General features: G+C 65.8%; 16 protein-coding genes. 6 read left to right on the top strand and 10 right to left on the bottom strand.

Annotated features, from left to right (window positions below; translation table 11 throughout):
* Positions 1 to 8 precede the first annotated feature (8 nt).
* Together CMN27_RS08270 and plsB are read left to right on the top strand one after the other, a co-directional pair.
* On the top strand, positions 9 to 704 hold the full coding sequence (locus CMN27_RS08270) for a hypothetical protein (protein ID WP_293625536.1): 696 nt from the start codon (positions 9 to 11) through the stop codon (positions 702 to 704).
* The gene (plsB, locus tag CMN27_RS08265; RefSeq protein WP_293625535.1) at positions 705 to 3,221 is read left to right on the top strand and encodes a glycerol-3-phosphate 1-O-acyltransferase PlsB; all 2,517 of its coding nucleotides are present in this window, start codon (positions 705 to 707) and stop codon (positions 3,219 to 3,221) included. It begins immediately after the preceding gene.
* Between the two features lie 298 nt (positions 3,222 to 3,519).
* On the opposite strand, the gene sppA is transcribed toward plsB, so the two are convergent.
* From sppA to CMN27_RS08235, 6 genes are all read right to left on the bottom strand, one after another.
* A complete protein-coding gene (gene sppA, locus CMN27_RS08260; RefSeq protein ID WP_293625533.1) occupies positions 3,520 to 4,506 on the bottom strand; it encodes a signal peptide peptidase SppA in 987 nt (328 codons plus the stop codon).
* Position 4,507: 1 nt separating this feature from the next.
* Complete coding sequence (locus CMN27_RS08255) at positions 4,508 to 5,020, bottom strand: hypothetical protein (RefSeq protein WP_293625531.1); 513 nt, start codon at positions 5,018 to 5,020, stop codon at positions 4,508 to 4,510.
* Between the two features lie 119 nt (positions 5,021 to 5,139).
* A complete protein-coding gene (locus tag CMN27_RS08250) occupies positions 5,140 to 6,480 on the bottom strand; it encodes an ATP-binding protein (protein ID WP_293625639.1) in 1,341 nt (446 codons plus the stop codon).
* A complete protein-coding gene (locus CMN27_RS08245; RefSeq protein WP_293625529.1) occupies positions 6,480 to 7,187 on the bottom strand; it encodes a response regulator transcription factor in 708 nt (235 codons plus the stop codon). Before CMN27_RS08245 ends, CMN27_RS08250 begins: the two co-directional genes overlap by 1 nt.
* Before the next feature lie 24 nt (positions 7,188 to 7,211).
* A complete protein-coding gene (locus tag CMN27_RS08240) occupies positions 7,212 to 7,571 on the bottom strand; it encodes a hypothetical protein (RefSeq protein WP_293625527.1) in 360 nt (119 codons plus the stop codon).
* A gap of 27 nt (positions 7,572 to 7,598) precedes the next feature.
* A complete protein-coding gene (locus tag CMN27_RS08235) occupies positions 7,599 to 8,033 on the bottom strand; it encodes a glycine zipper 2TM domain-containing protein (protein WP_293625525.1) in 435 nt (144 codons plus the stop codon).
* 151 nt (positions 8,034 to 8,184) lie between these two features.
* Here CMN27_RS08235 and CMN27_RS08230 point away from each other — a divergent pair, with 151 nt between their 5' ends.
* Positions 8,185 to 8,679, top strand: coding sequence for a hypothetical protein (locus CMN27_RS08230; RefSeq protein ID WP_293625523.1), 495 nt, complete (start codon positions 8,185 to 8,187; stop codon positions 8,677 to 8,679).
* Position 8,680: 1 nt separating this feature from the next.
* Here CMN27_RS08230 and CMN27_RS08225 read toward each other — a convergent pair whose 3' ends face one another.
* Entirely contained in the window at positions 8,681 to 9,799 is a 1,119-nt protein-coding gene (locus tag CMN27_RS08225; RefSeq protein ID WP_293625521.1) for a DUF3080 family protein, read from the bottom strand.
* Positions 9,800 to 10,006: 207 nt separating this feature from the next.
* Between CMN27_RS08225 and CMN27_RS08220 the strand changes: the two genes are divergently transcribed.
* The gene (locus tag CMN27_RS08220) at positions 10,007 to 11,356 is read left to right on the top strand and encodes an NADH:flavin oxidoreductase/NADH oxidase family protein (RefSeq protein ID WP_293625520.1); all 1,350 of its coding nucleotides are present in this window, start codon (positions 10,007 to 10,009) and stop codon (positions 11,354 to 11,356) included.
* 22 nt (positions 11,357 to 11,378) lie between these two features.
* On the opposite strand, the gene CMN27_RS08215 is transcribed toward CMN27_RS08220, so the two are convergent.
* Together CMN27_RS08215 and CMN27_RS08210 are read right to left on the bottom strand one after the other, a co-directional pair.
* The gene (locus CMN27_RS08215) at positions 11,379 to 11,705 is read right to left on the bottom strand and encodes a hypothetical protein (RefSeq protein ID WP_293625519.1); all 327 of its coding nucleotides are present in this window, start codon (positions 11,703 to 11,705) and stop codon (positions 11,379 to 11,381) included.
* 3 nt (positions 11,706 to 11,708) lie between these two features.
* Entirely contained in the window at positions 11,709 to 12,503 is a 795-nt protein-coding gene (locus tag CMN27_RS08210; protein WP_293625518.1) for a BON domain-containing protein, read from the bottom strand.
* A gap of 77 nt (positions 12,504 to 12,580) precedes the next feature.
* Between CMN27_RS08210 and dusB the strand changes: the two genes are divergently transcribed.
* Positions 12,581 to 13,615 (top strand): tRNA dihydrouridine synthase DusB, encoded by a 1,035-nt coding sequence (gene dusB / locus CMN27_RS08205; RefSeq protein ID WP_366515428.1) that lies wholly within the window; start codon positions 12,581 to 12,583, stop codon positions 13,613 to 13,615.
* A 14-nt stretch (positions 13,616 to 13,629) separates the two neighbouring features.
* On the opposite strand, the gene CMN27_RS08200 is transcribed toward dusB, so the two are convergent.
* Positions 13,630 to 14,169 (bottom strand): YIP1 family protein, encoded by a 540-nt coding sequence (locus tag CMN27_RS08200; protein WP_293625516.1) that lies wholly within the window; start codon positions 14,167 to 14,169, stop codon positions 13,630 to 13,632.
* A gap of 128 nt (positions 14,170 to 14,297) precedes the next feature.
* Here CMN27_RS08200 and CMN27_RS08195 point away from each other — a divergent pair, with 128 nt between their 5' ends.
* Positions 14,298 to 15,209 carry a lipid kinase gene (locus CMN27_RS08195; RefSeq protein WP_293625515.1) on the top strand — a complete coding sequence of 304 codons (912 nt, stop codon included), beginning with the start codon at positions 14,298 to 14,300 and terminating at the stop codon, positions 15,207 to 15,209.
* Positions 15,210 to 15,247: the final 38 nt, after the last annotated feature.

The raw sequence follows: 15,247 nt of genomic DNA, 5'->3' as shown, positions 1-15,247 counted from the left end.
CGGCGCCGATGGCGGTACAGTCGACGGATCTGCAGATGCTCGAAAGTCTGGATCGGGCTCAGCTGCATGCGCATGCCACCCGCTATTACAAAAGCGGCGGGCAGACCGAGCCGGAGGTCGCGCTCGTGGTCTACGGCGATGCCTGCGCGGTGCTCAAGGACTATGCGCGTACGCCCGGCTGGTTCGGTCGGCTGATCGCGCCGGTACTGATCTGGCGTGAAGCGACTGCCCTGCGGCGGCTCGACGGCATCGTGGGCGTGCCGAAGCTGTATCGTCAGCTGGATGCTCGGGGCGTGCTCATCGAGTATCTGCCGGCCACGCCCTGGCCCCAGGCCAAGCCGGCGGAGGCCGCGTATGAGCGGCTCGACGCGCTGGTCGAGCAGATGCATGCCCGCGGCGTGGCCCACTGCGACCTGCGCGCGCCGAGCAATATGCTGGTCGACGAGGGCGGTCAGCCTTATATCGTCGATTTCGTGGCCCGGGTCTGTCGTGGCGGCGCCTGGAATCTGCCCTGGAACTGGTTGTTTCGACAGTTCGTGGGTGCCGACGAAAGCGCCCTGGCCAAACTGCGTGTGCGCTTTGCCCCGCAGCTGGCCACCGCCCGGGATCGTGCCCTGCTCGAAGAGCGTGGCCCGGTCGAGCGTATCGCCCGTGGCATCGGCGAGCGTACCCGCTCGATCGTGCGTTATTTTGTAGGTTCCTGAATGGCCTGGCTTCTACGGATCCTGTCGCTGTTCACGCCGTTGCTGCGCTGGCCGGTTCGTGCATGGATCAATACGCATGCCTCGCCGTCGGATCTGTCCGAGCTCGCCCTCGATCGCGACAAGCCGGTCTGCTATGTGCTGCCGGTGGCCAGCGTCATGGACTGGCTGGCCCTCGAAGCCGTATGCGCCGAGCGGGGCCTGCCGAGGCCTTATCTGGCGACCCACGGTATGCCGAGCATGCAGCGTTCGATGGTGGTGGCGTTACCGTCCGGGCGCCGCGGCGAACGGGCCGATCTGCACCGTATCGTTTCGCGTGGCCTGCACGACCAGAACTACGATGTGCAGCTGGTGCCGGTATCGGTGTTCTGGGGGCGCAATCCGGTCAAGGAAACGTCGCTGTTTCGTATCCTCTTTGCCGACAGCGAGCGCAGCGGGCGGCTTCGCAAACTGCTGATCGTGCTGGCGAACGGCCACAACACGCTGGTGCATTTCGGCCAGCCCCTCGATTACCGAGGGTTTCTCGACGAGGCCGAGTCCGCAGCGCCCGATCTGATGGTGCGCAAGCTCGTACGCGTGCTGCGTATTCATTTTCGCCGCCAGCGCGCGGCCACGCTCGGCCCGGCGTTGTCGCGTCGCAGTCAGCTGATCAATTCCCTGCTCGCCGACGCCGATGTGCAACAGGCCATCGAGGATTCGGCCCGCCGCGACAAGGTAAGCACCGACGCGGCCCGGGCCCGGGCACGCGACTATGCCAACGAGATCGCGGCCGACTACTCGAATATCGCCATCGGCTTCATGCTGCGGGTGCTGACCTGGCTGTGGCACCGGATCTACGACGGCGTGGATGTTCGTCATCTCGCCCGCCTGCGTGCGACCACCCACGACCGGCGCGAGGTCATCTATCTGCCCTCGCACCGCAGTCATATGGACTATCTGCTGGTCTCCTACATCCTCTATAAGGAAGGCCTGGCGCTGCCGCAGATCGCGGCCGGCGTGAACCTCAACTTCTGGCCGGTCGGCGCGCTGTTGCGCCGCTGCGGTGCGTTCTACCTGCGCCGCAGCTTCAAGGGCGACCGGCTTTATACCGCCGTCTTCCGAGCCTATGTGGATGCGCTCATCCAGCGCGGCCAGCCCATGAAGTTCTACCCCGAAGGCGGACGCAGTCGGACCGGGCGGCTGCTGTCGCCCAAGACGGGCATGCTGTCGATGGCGGTGACCAGCGCGCTGGGCGGCAAGGGCGCGCCGGCGGCGATCGTGCCCGTCTATATCGGCTACGACCGGGTCATGGAGGTCAACAAGTACTTCGACGAGCTGCGCGGTACCCGGGTCAAGAAAGGCGAGTCGATGGGCGACCTGGTGCGCGGCTCGACCAAGGTGCTGAAGCGCAAATACGGGCGGGTGTTCGTGTCGTTCGGCGAACCGATCGACCTGCAGGCCTATGCCGATAGCCATCTGCCGGACTGGCGCGAGCGCATGCGCGGCCTGGAAATGGATGCACGCCCGAACTGGCTGCAGGAGTTCGTCGCGAACCTGGCCGAGCGGGTGATGGAAAGCATCAATGCCACCGCCACGCTCAATGCCACGGGCCTGGCCTCGCTGGTGCTGCTGGGCAGCCCCCAGAAGGCCGTTGCCGAAGACGAAATGGTGGATACCCTGGCCCTGCTCGCCGAACTGGCACGGCGCTGCCCTTATTCACGCGATGCCACCGCCCCCGAACAGACCGATGGGCGCGAGCTGCTCGCCGAGGCGGAACCGATGATGCGCCTGGTGCGGGTGCCGCATGCCTGGGGCGATGTGCTCACCGTGGAGTCACGACAGGCGGTATTGCTGACCTATACGCGCAATAACGTCATGCATCTGTTTGCGCTGCCGTCGCTGGTCGCCAATTTCCTTGCCCATGCCGAGTCCTGCGGGCGAGCGCGGCTGCTCGACGACGCCGTCGAGTTGTATCCGCTGCTGGCCTCGGAACTGTTCTTGCGCTGGCCGCCCGAGCAGGCGCGCGTCGCCTTGAATGAATCGATCGACGGCCTGTTGGAATGCGGCCTGATACGGGCCGACGAGCATGGCCGGCTGCTGCGCCCCGAGGCGGGCACGCGCGAATTCGCGGCCCTGATGAGCCTGGCGCGCATCATGCGTGAATCACTCGAACGCTATGCCATGACGGTGATGCTGCTCAGCCACAATCTCGAAGAGGGCCACGTCGAGCGCGGCCGCTTCGAGCGCCAATGTCAGCTCATGGCCGAACGCATGGCGATCCTGACCGGGCGCAACAGCCCCGAGTTCTTCGATTCGCGGCTGTTTCGCAATCATCTGCAAACGCTGGTGCGCGTTGGGCTGCTGCATCCGCAGGGCAGCCAGCTGGCGATCGACCCGGCGCTACGCGACGTGGCCGAGCATGCGCTGCAGCTGCTTGGCGCCGACCTGCGCCAGTCGCTGGCTCATCTCACCTCGCTGCCGCATCTCGATGACGGCAGCGATGGCAGCGCCGCTGGTGGGGCGAGCAAAGCCGCCGAGTAAATCGCGGTTCGACAGAACTAGGGCGTGTCGTCATGAGATATGACGTCGCATTGCCCGCATCGGGCGTGTCAGGCAAGGCGCGGGCCGACGAGCGTGGCCGGCCACGGTCAAGGTCCGCAACGCCGCATGGCGCGTCCGACGCGGGCAACCCCCCAACGAATAACGATCGGTCGGCCGCCAAGCCCCGGCAATCCGGCGTTATCGTTCGCTTACGTGGAACAACCACGCGACGCTCGCGATGCCTTGTCTTGCCGGCGCTTGGCTGCCGATGCGCCGCCTTATCTCATGACGACATGCCCTAGGGCCGCCAGAGATAGAGCGGCTGGGCTGCCGCCTGGCTCTCGAACGACAGATCGACCGGCATGCCGCCCGCCTGTAATCGCAGCCCGCCCGCGGCGGCGGTTTCCGACAGGATCGAGGTCGGCGCGTTGCGGCCCTGGTAGTAGCGGATCACCCGGGCGGAATCCGTGCCGGCGGCTTCGCGCGCCAAGGCCAGTACGTCATCGATATGGCCGATCCTGTCGATCAGGCCGAGCCGCAGGGCATCGTCCGCTGCAAAGATGCGCCCGTCGGTGATTTCGTCGAGATGGGCCCGGTCCAGATCCGGGCGCCCGGCTTCGACGACGCTCACGAAACGCGCGAACAGCGAATCCACCACGGTCTGAATGATGGCGCGCTCCTCGGGCGTGGCATCGCGCAGCGGCGACATGATGTCCTTGTGTTGCGCGCTCACATAGCTGGCGTTTTCCACGCCGATCTTGTCGAGCAGGCCGCTGGCGTTCACGCCCGGAATGATGACGCCGATGGAGCCGGTGATGGAGGTCGGCTGGGCGATCATGGAATCGGCCGCCATCGCCACGTAGTAGCCGCCGGACGCGGCCACGCCGCCAAAGCTCGCGATCACCGGTACGCCGGTTTCGCGGCGATAGCGCGCGATCCGGGCATGGATTTCGTCGGCGGCGGCCACGGTGCCGCCGGGGCTGTTGATCCGCAGTACCACCGCGCCGATGGCATCGTCCTCGGCCGCCTTGTCGAGCGCGCGGCTGATCGTGGCCAGCGTCGAGGGCTGCTGTACCAGTCCCAGCGCGCGCTGCGAGGGGGCATCGGAGATGAAGCCCGATACCGGCAGCCACAGAATCTTGCTGTGGCCCTCACCCTGGACGGTGGCTTCATGCAGGTCGTTGTCGCCGCGGCCAAACGGCGAAACGACTACACAGCCGGACAGGGCAACGATAACAACCAGCAGCGACAGCCGTCGCAGGGCCGTCAACGCACGGGCGCCCACGTCAATGAACCTGGGTCTGCCAGGCCTCGATCGCGGCGATGGTGCGCTCGATCGCCTGTTTCAGGCATTTTTCGGCCTCCTCGCGCTGTTCGTCCTCCAGATGCTCCCAGGCCATGGCAATGAACGGGCGCGCCTCGTCGAGCACTTCGTGTTCGTAGAGCTGTCGGTAGGCGGTTTCGAGGGCGGCTAGGCACTGGCCGATGGCATCGGCGGGCAGTTTGGCCTGCTGGAACACCATCACGCAGGCCCCGGTAGCCGCGTGTTCGAGCATGGGCTCTTGCTTTGCGGTATCGGGGTAGTGCTCGCTGAACAGATCCGCCAGCCGCGTGACCATTTCCACCAAGGCAAGCATGGCCGGCATGTCGTCATGCAGGGTGGGATGGCCCCGCTTGGCCGCGGCATCGGCGGCTACCTTGAGGGCCGGGCCGATCACGCGATGGTAGGTGCGCGGATCGAGCGCGTCCGGATCCAGTTGTTCGGGGTCGAGACGGCGGGCGGTATCGGAATTGTCCATGCTGAATCCGTCGGTTGATCTTCAAAACAGGCACGCGCGGCGAGCAGTCGGCCGGGGCGCGCAAGGGCTGTGCGGCCGCCTGGTCGGCCGAGGCGGGCCGGCGCCCGTGGCTCATCCTATCACTCGGCCGGGAGCACGATCTCCACGCGGGCCCCGCCTTTTTCGCAGCGGGTGAGGGTGATGTCGCCGGTATAGGAACGTACGATTTCGGCGGCCACGGCAAGCCCCAGGCCCTGGCCCTCGCGACTGGTGTCGGCGCGTACGCCGCGTTCGAGCAGGCGTTCGGTGGAGCCCTCGCCAAAGCCGGCGCCATTATCGTCGATCTGCAGGTACAGGTCGCCGTCGCGCATGCCGGCGCGCACCTCCACCTCGCCGTCGCCGTATTTGGCGGCATTGTCCATCAGCGTACCCAGCAGTTCGGTCAGGTCGCCTTCGTCGATCGGCGCCTTGACCGTGTCCGGGATATGCACTTCGAAACGCGTGCCCTGTTCGGCATAGACCTTGGTCAGCGCACGGGCCAGTTTGTGGGCCACCGGGGCGATGGCGATCGACACCGCCAGGCTGCGCTTGCCGGCCGCGGCCGCTTTTTGCAGCTGGTAGTCGAGAATATCGTTCATTCGGGCCAGCTGGGTGCGCAGCCCGTGGCGCTGGGCTGGCTCGAGCTTTTCGTCTTCGGCCAGGCCGCGCAGCACCGCCATCGGCGTCTTCAGGCTGTGGGCCAGATCGCCAAGTGCATTGCGATAGCGGGTCAGGCGGGCCTGATCGTTGGAGAGCATCGTGTTGAGGTTGCTCACCAGCGGCTGGATTTCATCCGGGTAGCGGCCTTCGATACGTCGTTTCTCGTGCGCCTGGAGATTGGCGAGATTGCGGGCAAGCCGGCGCAGCGGCGCCAGTCCCCAGCGCAGGATGAACAGTTCCACGATCAGCAGGATCAATGCCGATGCGCTCAGCAGCGTCCACAGCACACCGCGAAAACGCTGCATCTGCTTGATGAAGGTGCGGGCGTCTTCGGCCACGACCAGCGTGTAGCGATAGTCCGTGCCGGCATCGGTAACCCAGCGAAAGCCGAACGAGAGGGTGATGAGCGTATTCTTGCCGGGGTAAATGCGCATGAACTGCCATTCGCCGACAGCCGGCAGCGTATCCAGCTCCAACGGGTCGAGCAGAGAAGGGGAGCGCCAGATCGATTCGCCGTTTTCGTCGAGCACCATGGCGTACAGGCCGGAGTCGGGCCGGGTGAGATCGGATTCGGGCAGCACGCGCGGGGCGACCTTGAAGCTGCCGTCTTCGGTGATCTCGGCGCTGCCCAGCAGCGCATAGCTCAGCCCCTGCAGGCGGTCGTGCTCGGCCTGATCGGCGCGCTCGCTGACCGCGGTTTCCAGCGCCACGCCGGTCAACCCGATAAAGGCCAGCAGAAGAACCGCGGTGGCGGCCAGCAGCCGCGCCCGCAGTGAGTTCATCACGAGGGCTGGGCGGAGTCGCTCGTCGGCGTGCGCGCATCCCGTGCCAACCGATAACCTCGCCCGCGCAGCGTTTCAATGGGTTTGCGCACGCCCTCGGGGTCGAGTTTGGCGCGCAGGCGGCGTACGAATACCTCGATCACGTTGGAGTCGCGCTCGGCGTTCTCTTCGTAGATATGTTCGGTGAGCGCGGTTTTCGACACCACTTCGCCGGCATGCAGCATCAGATGTTCGAGCACGCGGTACTCGTAGGCGGTCAGCTCCACCGATTCACCGGCCACGAATACCTCCTGGCGGGCGGTATCCAGCACGATATCGCCGGATTCAAGCTTCGGCTGGGCCCAGCCACGCGAACGTCGAACCAGTGCCTGAATACGGGCGGTGAGTTCTTCCGGCTGAAACGGTTTCACCACATAGTCGTCGGCGCCGGTCTCCAGGCCTTCCACCTTGTCCTGCCAGCGGCTGCGGGCGGTGAGGATAAGCACGGGATAATCGAGCCCGGCTTCGCGTACCTCGCGGATGATGTCCAGGCCGGTAGGCCCGGGCAGGCCGAGGTCGACGATGGCGATATCGATGGGATACTCCAGCGCAAAGAACAGGCCTTCTTCGCCTTCGCCCGTGGCATCGACCGCAAACCCGTCGCTGCGCAGCTGCGCACAGATCTGTTCGCGCAGGTCCACATCGTCCTCGATAACCAGTGCTCGCATAGCGTCCCCGTGTTTTACTTGGGTCTAATGGCGTGCTTCCACATGCACAATATGCACGCGCCCGCCGTCCAGTAGCTTCACACGATAGTAGGGGCCGCCGGGGCCGTCTTCCAGTACCACGTTGAGCACGCGCCCGCCGTATTCCCGTGAGGCGCGCCGGGCGGCTTCTGCCGGCGCGACATTGGGTTCCGGGCGGGCTTCGCCTTTGGCCGCCTCAGGCGCCGAGCTGTGGCCCGGCCCGGCCTGTTCGGCCAGCGGCGCGCTGAGCGCGTTGCCCTCGAACTGGGCCAGTGCGATCGGGCAGACGAGCAGCATGAGCACGGCCAGTGCGATCAATCGCAGGCTCGCGAATGCAATATCGGCGTCGATCGTGGGGCGCGTCATGGCGATACAGGGCTGGCCTTGCCGGTGCTAGAAGCTGCTGCGAAAACCGGACGGCGACGCATTCCCGGCGGGCGCGGTATTGCGATAGCCGTTGCTGCGCTGCAGGCAGTCATTGAGCCGGTTGTTTTCCATGCGCTGGGCGTTCCAGGCACCGGCGCCCGCGCCGGCCAGTGCACCCAGGCCGGTGGCGATATCACGCCCGGAACCGCCGCCGAACTGGTTACCCACAACGCCGCCCGCGGCCGCACCGATCAGGGCCTGGCCGGCCTTGCTGGTCGCGCCCTTGACCGCGACGTTGCGATCGTCGTTCTGGTAGTAGCATTCGTACTGACCGCCCGGAACCGCCTGGAAGATGGGGTCGACCTGAGGGCGGGGATTGCTGGCGCAACCGGCCACGAGCAGGGAGGACGCGGCCATGCCGACTGCAAAAAGATAACGAAACGGCAGAATGTTCGATTTCATGATGTGTCCCCTAGCGTCGCAGTAAAACTAAGCGTAAAGCGCTGAACACATCCTTAATTCTGGCCGGCGCAGCCCATTCATGGCGGATTCACGCGGCCGTGCGCACGCTGGCGTTTGCACAGGCAGCATTCGCTGCAGGAGGCACCCCATCATGCGGGCGAAAATCTTCATCGGTGCCATGGCATTCGGCGGCGCGTTGATCGCGGCGCCCGGCGCCATGGCGGCCGACAACTCCGGCATCGTGATCATCGATCAGCAGCACCGATCGACGCCGTTTGGCAGCTACAACAGCCAGCGGCGTACCGAAGTGTATGGCCCCTCGAGCGGCTTTCGCTACGAGGAATACCACACGCCGGTGGTACCGGTGTATCCCCAGTATCGTCGCTATGGACGCGGCGGCTATGCCTACGGTCCGAGCTATGGCGGGCACGGCCGCGTGTTCGAGCATCCCGGCGCGGGCGGGCGCTACGGCGCGCCGGCTGCCCCGGGCGTTCACGGCTGGGGACAACAGGCTGGCGGCGACTATCGAAACGAGGGCCATCGCCGTAACAGCGCCCAGCCGAGCTATAACCGCCCGGATACCGGTCGCAAGGTGGCCCCGGCACAGCGCGCCGTCAGCCCGGCGCAGCGCCAGATTAAAGACTAGCTCATTCGCTGCCCGGCATGAGATTGCACTGGCGCATCGCCTGCTGCCAATCCTGCGTGTGCCGCTGGATGGCGGCGTCCAGATCGGCCCATACGCCGTGATCGGCGCTCAGCGTGTGCTGTCTGTAACGCGTGAACGCGGCCCCGGGCGCCACGCCCTGGGCCTCGATCAGCTCGTCGACCGCGGCGCGCCATAGACGCCCGGCCCTGACCAGATCGGCGAGATAGGACTGAACCCCTGTGCCGTAGATTTCGAGCAGGATCGTGCGCAGTACCCGTGCGCGCCGGTTCGGCTTGTTGTTGAAGCACAGCGGTCGTGCGGCCAACCGCGCACGAATGAGCTGACTTGCGCGCTCCAATTCGGCGCTCGCCTCAAGGGCGGCGATCTGCAGACTGCCGCCGTATTCGCTGGCATCGAGCGTTTCGTAGGCATCGGCAAGCCGTGCCTCGTCGACCGGCTTGTCTTCGCGCAGTCGTCGGGCGGCCGTGGCCAGCTGGGCGAGTGCCGCCCGCGGCGCGCGACCGGCAAGACTGGGCGCAAGCCCCGCATCGCCGCCCGCGACGCTGAACAGATGCGCCATCGGCGCACTGGCAAAGGTCTGATTCCAGATCATCGCACCCCGGGCCTGGTGTTTGAGCGCGATCAGTTCGTCCAGATGGGCCACGAAGTCGCGCTCGTCGTCATCGGCCGCGGCGAGCGTGTCGCGATCGAAGCCGGCCCGACAATGCGTCAGGCCGGCCAGAAGCTGGGCCTCGTAAGCCAGGCGTGCCTGGGGCGGTGCGACCCGCCCGAGAATGCTGTTGCGCTCGGACACGAGATTCACCAGCCCGCATCGATGCAGCCTGAAAAAGCCGATCCAGCCGGTGCGCGGCGTTTCCACCGGGCGCAGCAGCCGGCGTCGCGCCGGATAGTGGCGGCGCGCGTCGGGCGTGGCCGGCGTCAGGTCCTGGCCCAGCGTACGGGCCAGGCGGGTGAGATAGTCATCGAAGCGGGCCGACGGGCTGTCTGCAGCACTGCAGCCGGCGATCGCCGCCACCAGGAGACAGCCGGCCAGCACGATCGCGGCCACCGATGCCGTGCGGCAGGGCTGGTATTGCCGGAAGAGTTCGTTTGCCGCCATGGGTCGGGATACGCTCGTGCGCGACAGCCAGTTGCCACAAACGAGGCATGGTCGCGGTGGGGGCCTTCAAAGAGCAAGCACCCGCCTGGCTTTCGCCGTGGCCGGCGCGCCCGTGCGCCAGGGCGTTCGAGCGGCTATGCTCGACAAAGCAACAACCCGACCGCAACGAATGCAATGCCCGCCTGCAGCCATTCGATCCTGCGGCCCATGAAAGCGAACGCTGCCATGTCGAACTCGTCGAAAGATGCCGTCGCCCGTCTGCGCGAACCGCTCGTGCTGCCCTGTGGCCAGTCGCTGCCCAACTGCATCGCCAAGGCGGCGATGACCGAGGGACTGGCCGATGCCCGCATGAATCCCACGTCTGAGCTCGCAACACTCTATCGGCGCTGGTCTCACGGCGGCGCGGGCCTGTTGATCACCGGTAACGTGCAGATCGATCGCTGGGACCTGGAGCGCCCGGGCAATGTGGTTATCGACGGCGATGCCGATCGCGAAGCACTCGCGCGTTGGGCCGCGGCCGCAAGAGAAGGCGGCAGTCGGGTCTGGATGCAGCTGTCGCATGCCGGGCGCCAGGCGCCACTGTACTGCACCCCGCGCCCGGTTGCGCCGTCGCCGGTGGGCCTCAAGCTACTCGGCGCCTACCGCACGCCGCGCGCGCTTACCGAACAGGGCATTGCCAGCGTGATCGAGCGCTTCGTGAACGCGGCGACCGTCGCTCGCGAGGCCGGCTTCGACGGTGTGCAGATCCATAGTGCGCACGGCTATCTGCTCAGCGAATTCCTGTCGCCGGTAACCAATCGGCGCCGGGATGCCTATGGCGGCAGTCTGGAAAACCGGGCACGGCTTCTGCTTGCCGTGGTACGGGCAGTACGCGAGGCCGTGGGCAAGGATTTCGCGATCGGCGTCAAGCTCAACTCGGCTGATTTTCAGAAGGGCGGCTTCAGCAACGACGAATGCATTCAGGTCGTGCGCTGGCTGGGCGACTGCGATATCGATCTGCTGGAGATATCGGGCGGCAGCTACGAGCAGCCGCGCCTGCTGGGCCACAGCGGCGACGAAAGTCAGGCCGAAGCGCCCCGTGCGAGCACCCGCCGTCGCGAAGCCTATTTCCTGGAATATGCCGCGCTGATCCGTGAAGTGGCGACCATGCCCCTGATGGTGACCGGCGGTTTTCGCTCGCGCGATGCCATGCTCGAGGCGCTCGACAGCGGCGATACCGACATCATCGGCCTGGGCCGGCCGCTGTGCGTGGACCCGAACTTCGTGGCACGCCTGTTCGATGGCACCACGGTCGAAGCCACCGACCCGGGCGCCGATCTGGCCTATGGCCAGGGCATATTCGGGCCGCGCTCATCGATGTCGGCGCTACGCTTTCTGAATATCTTTTCCCAGATGGGCTGGTACTACATGCAGCTCATGCGCCTGGGGCGGGGGCTGGAGCCCGACTGGCGCATGCCGCTGGCCCGAGGCCTGTTCGGGCATATCCGTTCCGAGCTGGCCGCAGCACGGCGAATTCGGGCGTTTCAAAAACAGGCGAAAACGCTCGACGCCGAATAGGCCGGGCGCCGCCGTTGCATCACTAGCCGAATACCGCAACCGCGAGCAATAGAACGCCGAGGGCGTTGAGTGCGCCGTGGCCCAGAACCAGGATGCGCGGCGGCGCCTGGTGCTTGTAGATGACGCCGAAAAACACCGCGCCGGCGCTGAAGCCGATCGCGGTGAGCGCAAAGGCACTCCACACCAGCGTGCCGGGATGCATGAACGCGCCGACGAGCAGGCAGGCCAGCCCGGCGCCCGCGATTACACCGTGGCCGATACGAAGCGGGCGCATGGCGGCGTCCAGCGCCGCCATGGCGACGCCGCCGACGGTGGCGATGAGCAGCAACCAGAAGGCGGCGGCCAACATCGCTTATGCCGTCGCGACGTGGGCGCGTGCCTGCGTCGCCGAGGCCGAGCCGCCGCCGTCGTTGGGTGCCATCGGCGGCTTGGGCGTGTCGCCCTGCGGCTTGCTCTGGGTATTGCCCTGATCGTTGCTCTGGGCGTTCGATTCGGGCTGCTGCGGTGCCGACTGGCCGGATTCCGGCTGCGGTGCGGGCTGTGCCTGCGACTTGTCCTCGGCCTGTTCCGGTTTCGCCTGCTTGGCCTTGGCATCCTGCTCGGCCTTCTGATCCGGCTTGGCAACGCTGCCGGCCGAGGGCGCACGGGGCTCGCCCTGTTCGTCTTCAAGCTGGAGTTCGTCGACCACGTCTTCGACCCCGGCCTGTGAACGCGCTTTCTCGAGTGCGAGTTCGCGGGTTTCCTCATCCGGCACCACGCCGGTCAGCGTGACCACACGATCCTTCACGCCCACCGAGATCGCGGACTTGTCGAACGATTTTTCGTTGAGTACGTCGCGCTGGATGGTGCGGAAGAGCACTTGATCGTTAACCGTCTTGTTCACGGCCTCCGAGGCGGCCGCGACTTTCTGACGCGCTTCCTGCAGTTCGTTTTCCGACTCGTTGAGGTTGGCCTGAAGCTCATTGAGCTCTTCTTTCTTTTCGTTCAGAGCTTCCTGGGCTTCATTGCGCGACTCGCGCGCTTCCTTGAGCTGTTCGACCGCGTTGTCGTATTTCTCCTGCGGCGTTTCGGAGCAGCCTGCAAGCAGGCTTGCGCCCAGTACGAGCGAAGTCAAAACAGTGGCGAAACGGATCTTGGCGTTGTTCATCGAAAACGAAAGGGTTGAGCGGATAACCGAAAATAACATGTTTCTACGAACCTGCTTCGGCGACTAGAATGCTCGGCGTGCGTATCGCTGGTTATACATTCGCCCACGGCCTCGCTGCCGCGCCCATGGCCGGCGTGAGCGACCGCGTGTTCCGCGCCCTGTGCCGAAGCCTCGGTGCGAACGTGACCACGGGCGAAATGGTATCGGCCCGGCCCGAACTGCGCGCTACACGCAAGTCCCGGCTGCGCCTCGACCAGGGCGGCGAACCCGCGCCGCGTATCGTGCAGATCGCCGGCGGCGATGTCGCGGATCTGGTGCATGCGGCAAGGGTCAACGCCGACGACGGCGCCGATATCATCGATATCAACATGGGCTGTCCGGCCAAGAAGGTGTGTCGCAAGGCGGCAGGCTCGGCGCTGATGGCCGACGAAGATCGCGTGGCTGCCATTCTCGATGGCGTGGTGAACGCGGTCGATATCCCGGTGACCCTGAAAATGCGTACCGGTGTGAGCGCGGAGCGTCGTAATGCCGTGGTCATCGCCCGTCGTGCCGAACAGGCCGGCATCGCCGCACTGGCGGTGCACGGGCGCACGCGTGACCAGCACTACACCGGCGTGGCCGAGTACGACACCATCGCCGCGGTCAAGCGGGCGGTGTCGATACCGGTCTGGGCGAACGGCGATATCGACTCGCCGGCCAAGGCGCGGGCGGTGCTGGCCGCCACCGGCGCGGACGGGCTGATGATCGGCCGGGCGGCCTGTCGGCGGCCGTGGCTTTTTCGCGAGATCGCCATCGAGCGGGCCACGGGCCTCGTGCCCGCACCGCCGAGCGTGGCCGATGAGCGGGAGTGGCTGCTCGGTCTGATTGAGCAGATCCATGACTTCTACGGCGAGCAGCAGGGCGTGCGCGTGGCCCGCAAGCATATCGGCTGGCTCAACGAGCGTCGGCCGGTATCGCCCGCGCTGTACATGGACATGGTTCAGGCGGATACGGCCGCCCGCCAGCTGCGCCTGCTCGACTGTTATTTCGATGCTGCCGCCACCGTCGAACAACGGGCCGCGGCGTCACGAAACGAAAAAGCGGCCGAGCGAGGTATCGACACGGCCGCCTGAAGCGAAGCGCCGGCTTACATGCCGGGCGCGGTGCCCGTCGGTCCGGCGATGCCGCCGATCAGAGCCATGATCAGCAGCTGGATCAGCCAGCCGATCACGCACACGCCCACGGCCCGCAGGGTGCTTTGATAATCCAGCGCCTGGCGTACCGCGATGATGGTCGTGGCCAGCATCCAGATCGAGGCCACGAACCATACGATGGCGCCGATCACCGGGATGATGCCGAATACGCGCAGCAGGCCGGGCGTGGCGGCAAAGCCGAGGGTGCGCAGCAGCTGGCCGACATCGGCCTCGGTCTGGGCTTCGGGCAGCATCTTCGTGCCCACCGCCCAGATGATCGCCGCCCAGATCAGCCAGCCAAGCAGGGCGGCGACGGCGTTGAGCAGCAGAAAGCCGATCGTGCCGCCCCCGAGCGCGCCGATACCGGCGGCCAGCGATGCCAGCACCACGATCAGTGCGGCCTGGCCGGTGGCACTGCGGTCGTGTTCGACTTCCTCATAGGTGGGCACCTGCAGTTTGGCGGCGCCGATCATTCGTTGGGTCAGGCTTTGCATGACACGGTCATTGGTTGGATTTCGCTGTGATCTTGGCTGAGAAGCGCATTGCGCGCCAGCCCGTGAATAATGCGGATTGCGCTTGTCTCGGGCGGCACTTACGCTGTCGCTACGACTATTCGCAATGGGTGAAGATTCTGCGCGCGCTACTGCTGATCAATCAGAAATCCCGCCAGGGCGAAGCCAACGCCGAGGCGGCCCGCGACGCGCTCGAAGCGCTCGATGTCCAGATAACCCTGGGCAAATTCGAAGAACCCGACGACGTCCCCGCCGAGATCGATCGGCATGCGCCGAACGTGGATATCATCGTGCTCGGCGGCGGCGACGGCACCCTCAATCTGGCTGCCGCGGCGGTCATGCGCGCAAAGCGCCCGTTGGGTGTGCTGCCGCTGGGCACGGCCAACGATTTTGCCCGGACGCTGCTCATTCCCACGGAGCTCGAGGCGGCTTGTCGCAACGTGGTCGAAGGCGTGACCCACGGTATCGATCTGGGGCAGTGCAACGACGTTCATTTCGTCAACGTCGCCAGTATCGGCCTGGCCGTGCGCGCCTGTGAGTATCGCTCGGACGCGGCCAAGAAGATGTTCGGCTCGTTCGGCTATGCCAGCAACGTATTCAAGGCTTATCGCGATACCGAGCCGTTCGATGCGGTGGTGCGCTTCGGCGATGAAACCCATCGCCTGCATTCGATCCAGCTGGCCATCGGCAACGGGCGCTATTTTGGTGGCGGTCTGGCCGTCGCCAGCGATGCCGCACTCGACGATGGCCGGCTTGATCTGTACAGCCTCCAGCCGCAGTCGCTTGGCAAGCTTGTCGGCATGCTGCCCACGCTGGTGCGCGGGCCGGACAAGTCCATTCAGGGCGTGCAACTGTTTGAAGGCACCGAGTTCGAAGTGGATACCGGCAAGCCCATGCCAATCAACACCGACGGCGAGATCCTGACCGAAACCCCGGCGACTTTTCGTATTCACCCGGGCGCGCTGCAGGTGAAGGTGCCGCAGGAATATCTCGACCGTTACGGCCGTCACAACAAACAATAACGAACCGCAGCCGGGCGCAGCGGTTTCACTGGCGAGGA

Source organism: Salinisphaera sp., assembly GCF_002729955.1.
Lineage (GTDB): Bacteria > Pseudomonadota > Gammaproteobacteria > Nevskiales > Salinisphaeraceae > Salinisphaera.
The sequence above is the reverse complement of the archived record's forward strand: the minus strand, read 5'-3'. Positions and strand labels throughout refer to the sequence as shown.

What these genes read in the sequence shown, in the direction of transcription:
- CMN27_RS08270 (WP_293625536.1), top strand. Translation starts at nt 9, where the DNA reads ATGGCGGTACAGTCGACGGATCTGCAGATGCTCGAAAGTCTGGATCGG.
- plsB (WP_293625535.1), top strand. Translation starts at nt 705, where the DNA reads ATGGCCTGGCTTCTACGGATCCTGTCGCTGTTCACGCCGTTGCTGCGC.
- CMN27_RS08255 (WP_293625531.1), bottom strand. Translation starts at nt 5,020, where the DNA reads ATGGACAATTCCGATACCGCCCGCCGTCTCGACCCCGAACAACTGGAT.
- CMN27_RS08250 (WP_293625639.1), bottom strand. Translation starts at nt 6,480, where the DNA reads ATGAACTCACTGCGGGCGCGGCTGCTGGCCGCCACCGCGGTTCTTCTG.
- CMN27_RS08245 (WP_293625529.1), bottom strand. Translation starts at nt 7,187, where the DNA reads ATGCGAGCACTGGTTATCGAGGACGATGTGGACCTGCGCGAACAGATC.
- CMN27_RS08240 (WP_293625527.1), bottom strand. Translation starts at nt 7,571, where the DNA reads ATGACGCGCCCCACGATCGACGCCGATATTGCATTCGCGAGCCTGCGA.
- CMN27_RS08235 (WP_293625525.1), bottom strand. Translation starts at nt 8,033, where the DNA reads ATGAAATCGAACATTCTGCCGTTTCGTTATCTTTTTGCAGTCGGCATG.
- CMN27_RS08230 (WP_293625523.1), top strand. Translation starts at nt 8,185, where the DNA reads ATGCGGGCGAAAATCTTCATCGGTGCCATGGCATTCGGCGGCGCGTTG.
- CMN27_RS08225 (WP_293625521.1), bottom strand. Translation starts at nt 9,799, where the DNA reads ATGGCGGCAAACGAACTCTTCCGGCAATACCAGCCCTGCCGCACGGCA.
- CMN27_RS08220 (WP_293625520.1), top strand. Translation starts at nt 10,007, where the DNA reads ATGAAAGCGAACGCTGCCATGTCGAACTCGTCGAAAGATGCCGTCGCC.
- CMN27_RS08215 (WP_293625519.1), bottom strand. Translation starts at nt 11,705, where the DNA reads ATGTTGGCCGCCGCCTTCTGGTTGCTGCTCATCGCCACCGTCGGCGGC.
- CMN27_RS08210 (WP_293625518.1), bottom strand. Translation starts at nt 12,503, where the DNA reads ATGAACAACGCCAAGATCCGTTTCGCCACTGTTTTGACTTCGCTCGTA.
- CMN27_RS08200 (WP_293625516.1), bottom strand. Translation starts at nt 14,169, where the DNA reads ATGCAAAGCCTGACCCAACGAATGATCGGCGCCGCCAAACTGCAGGTG.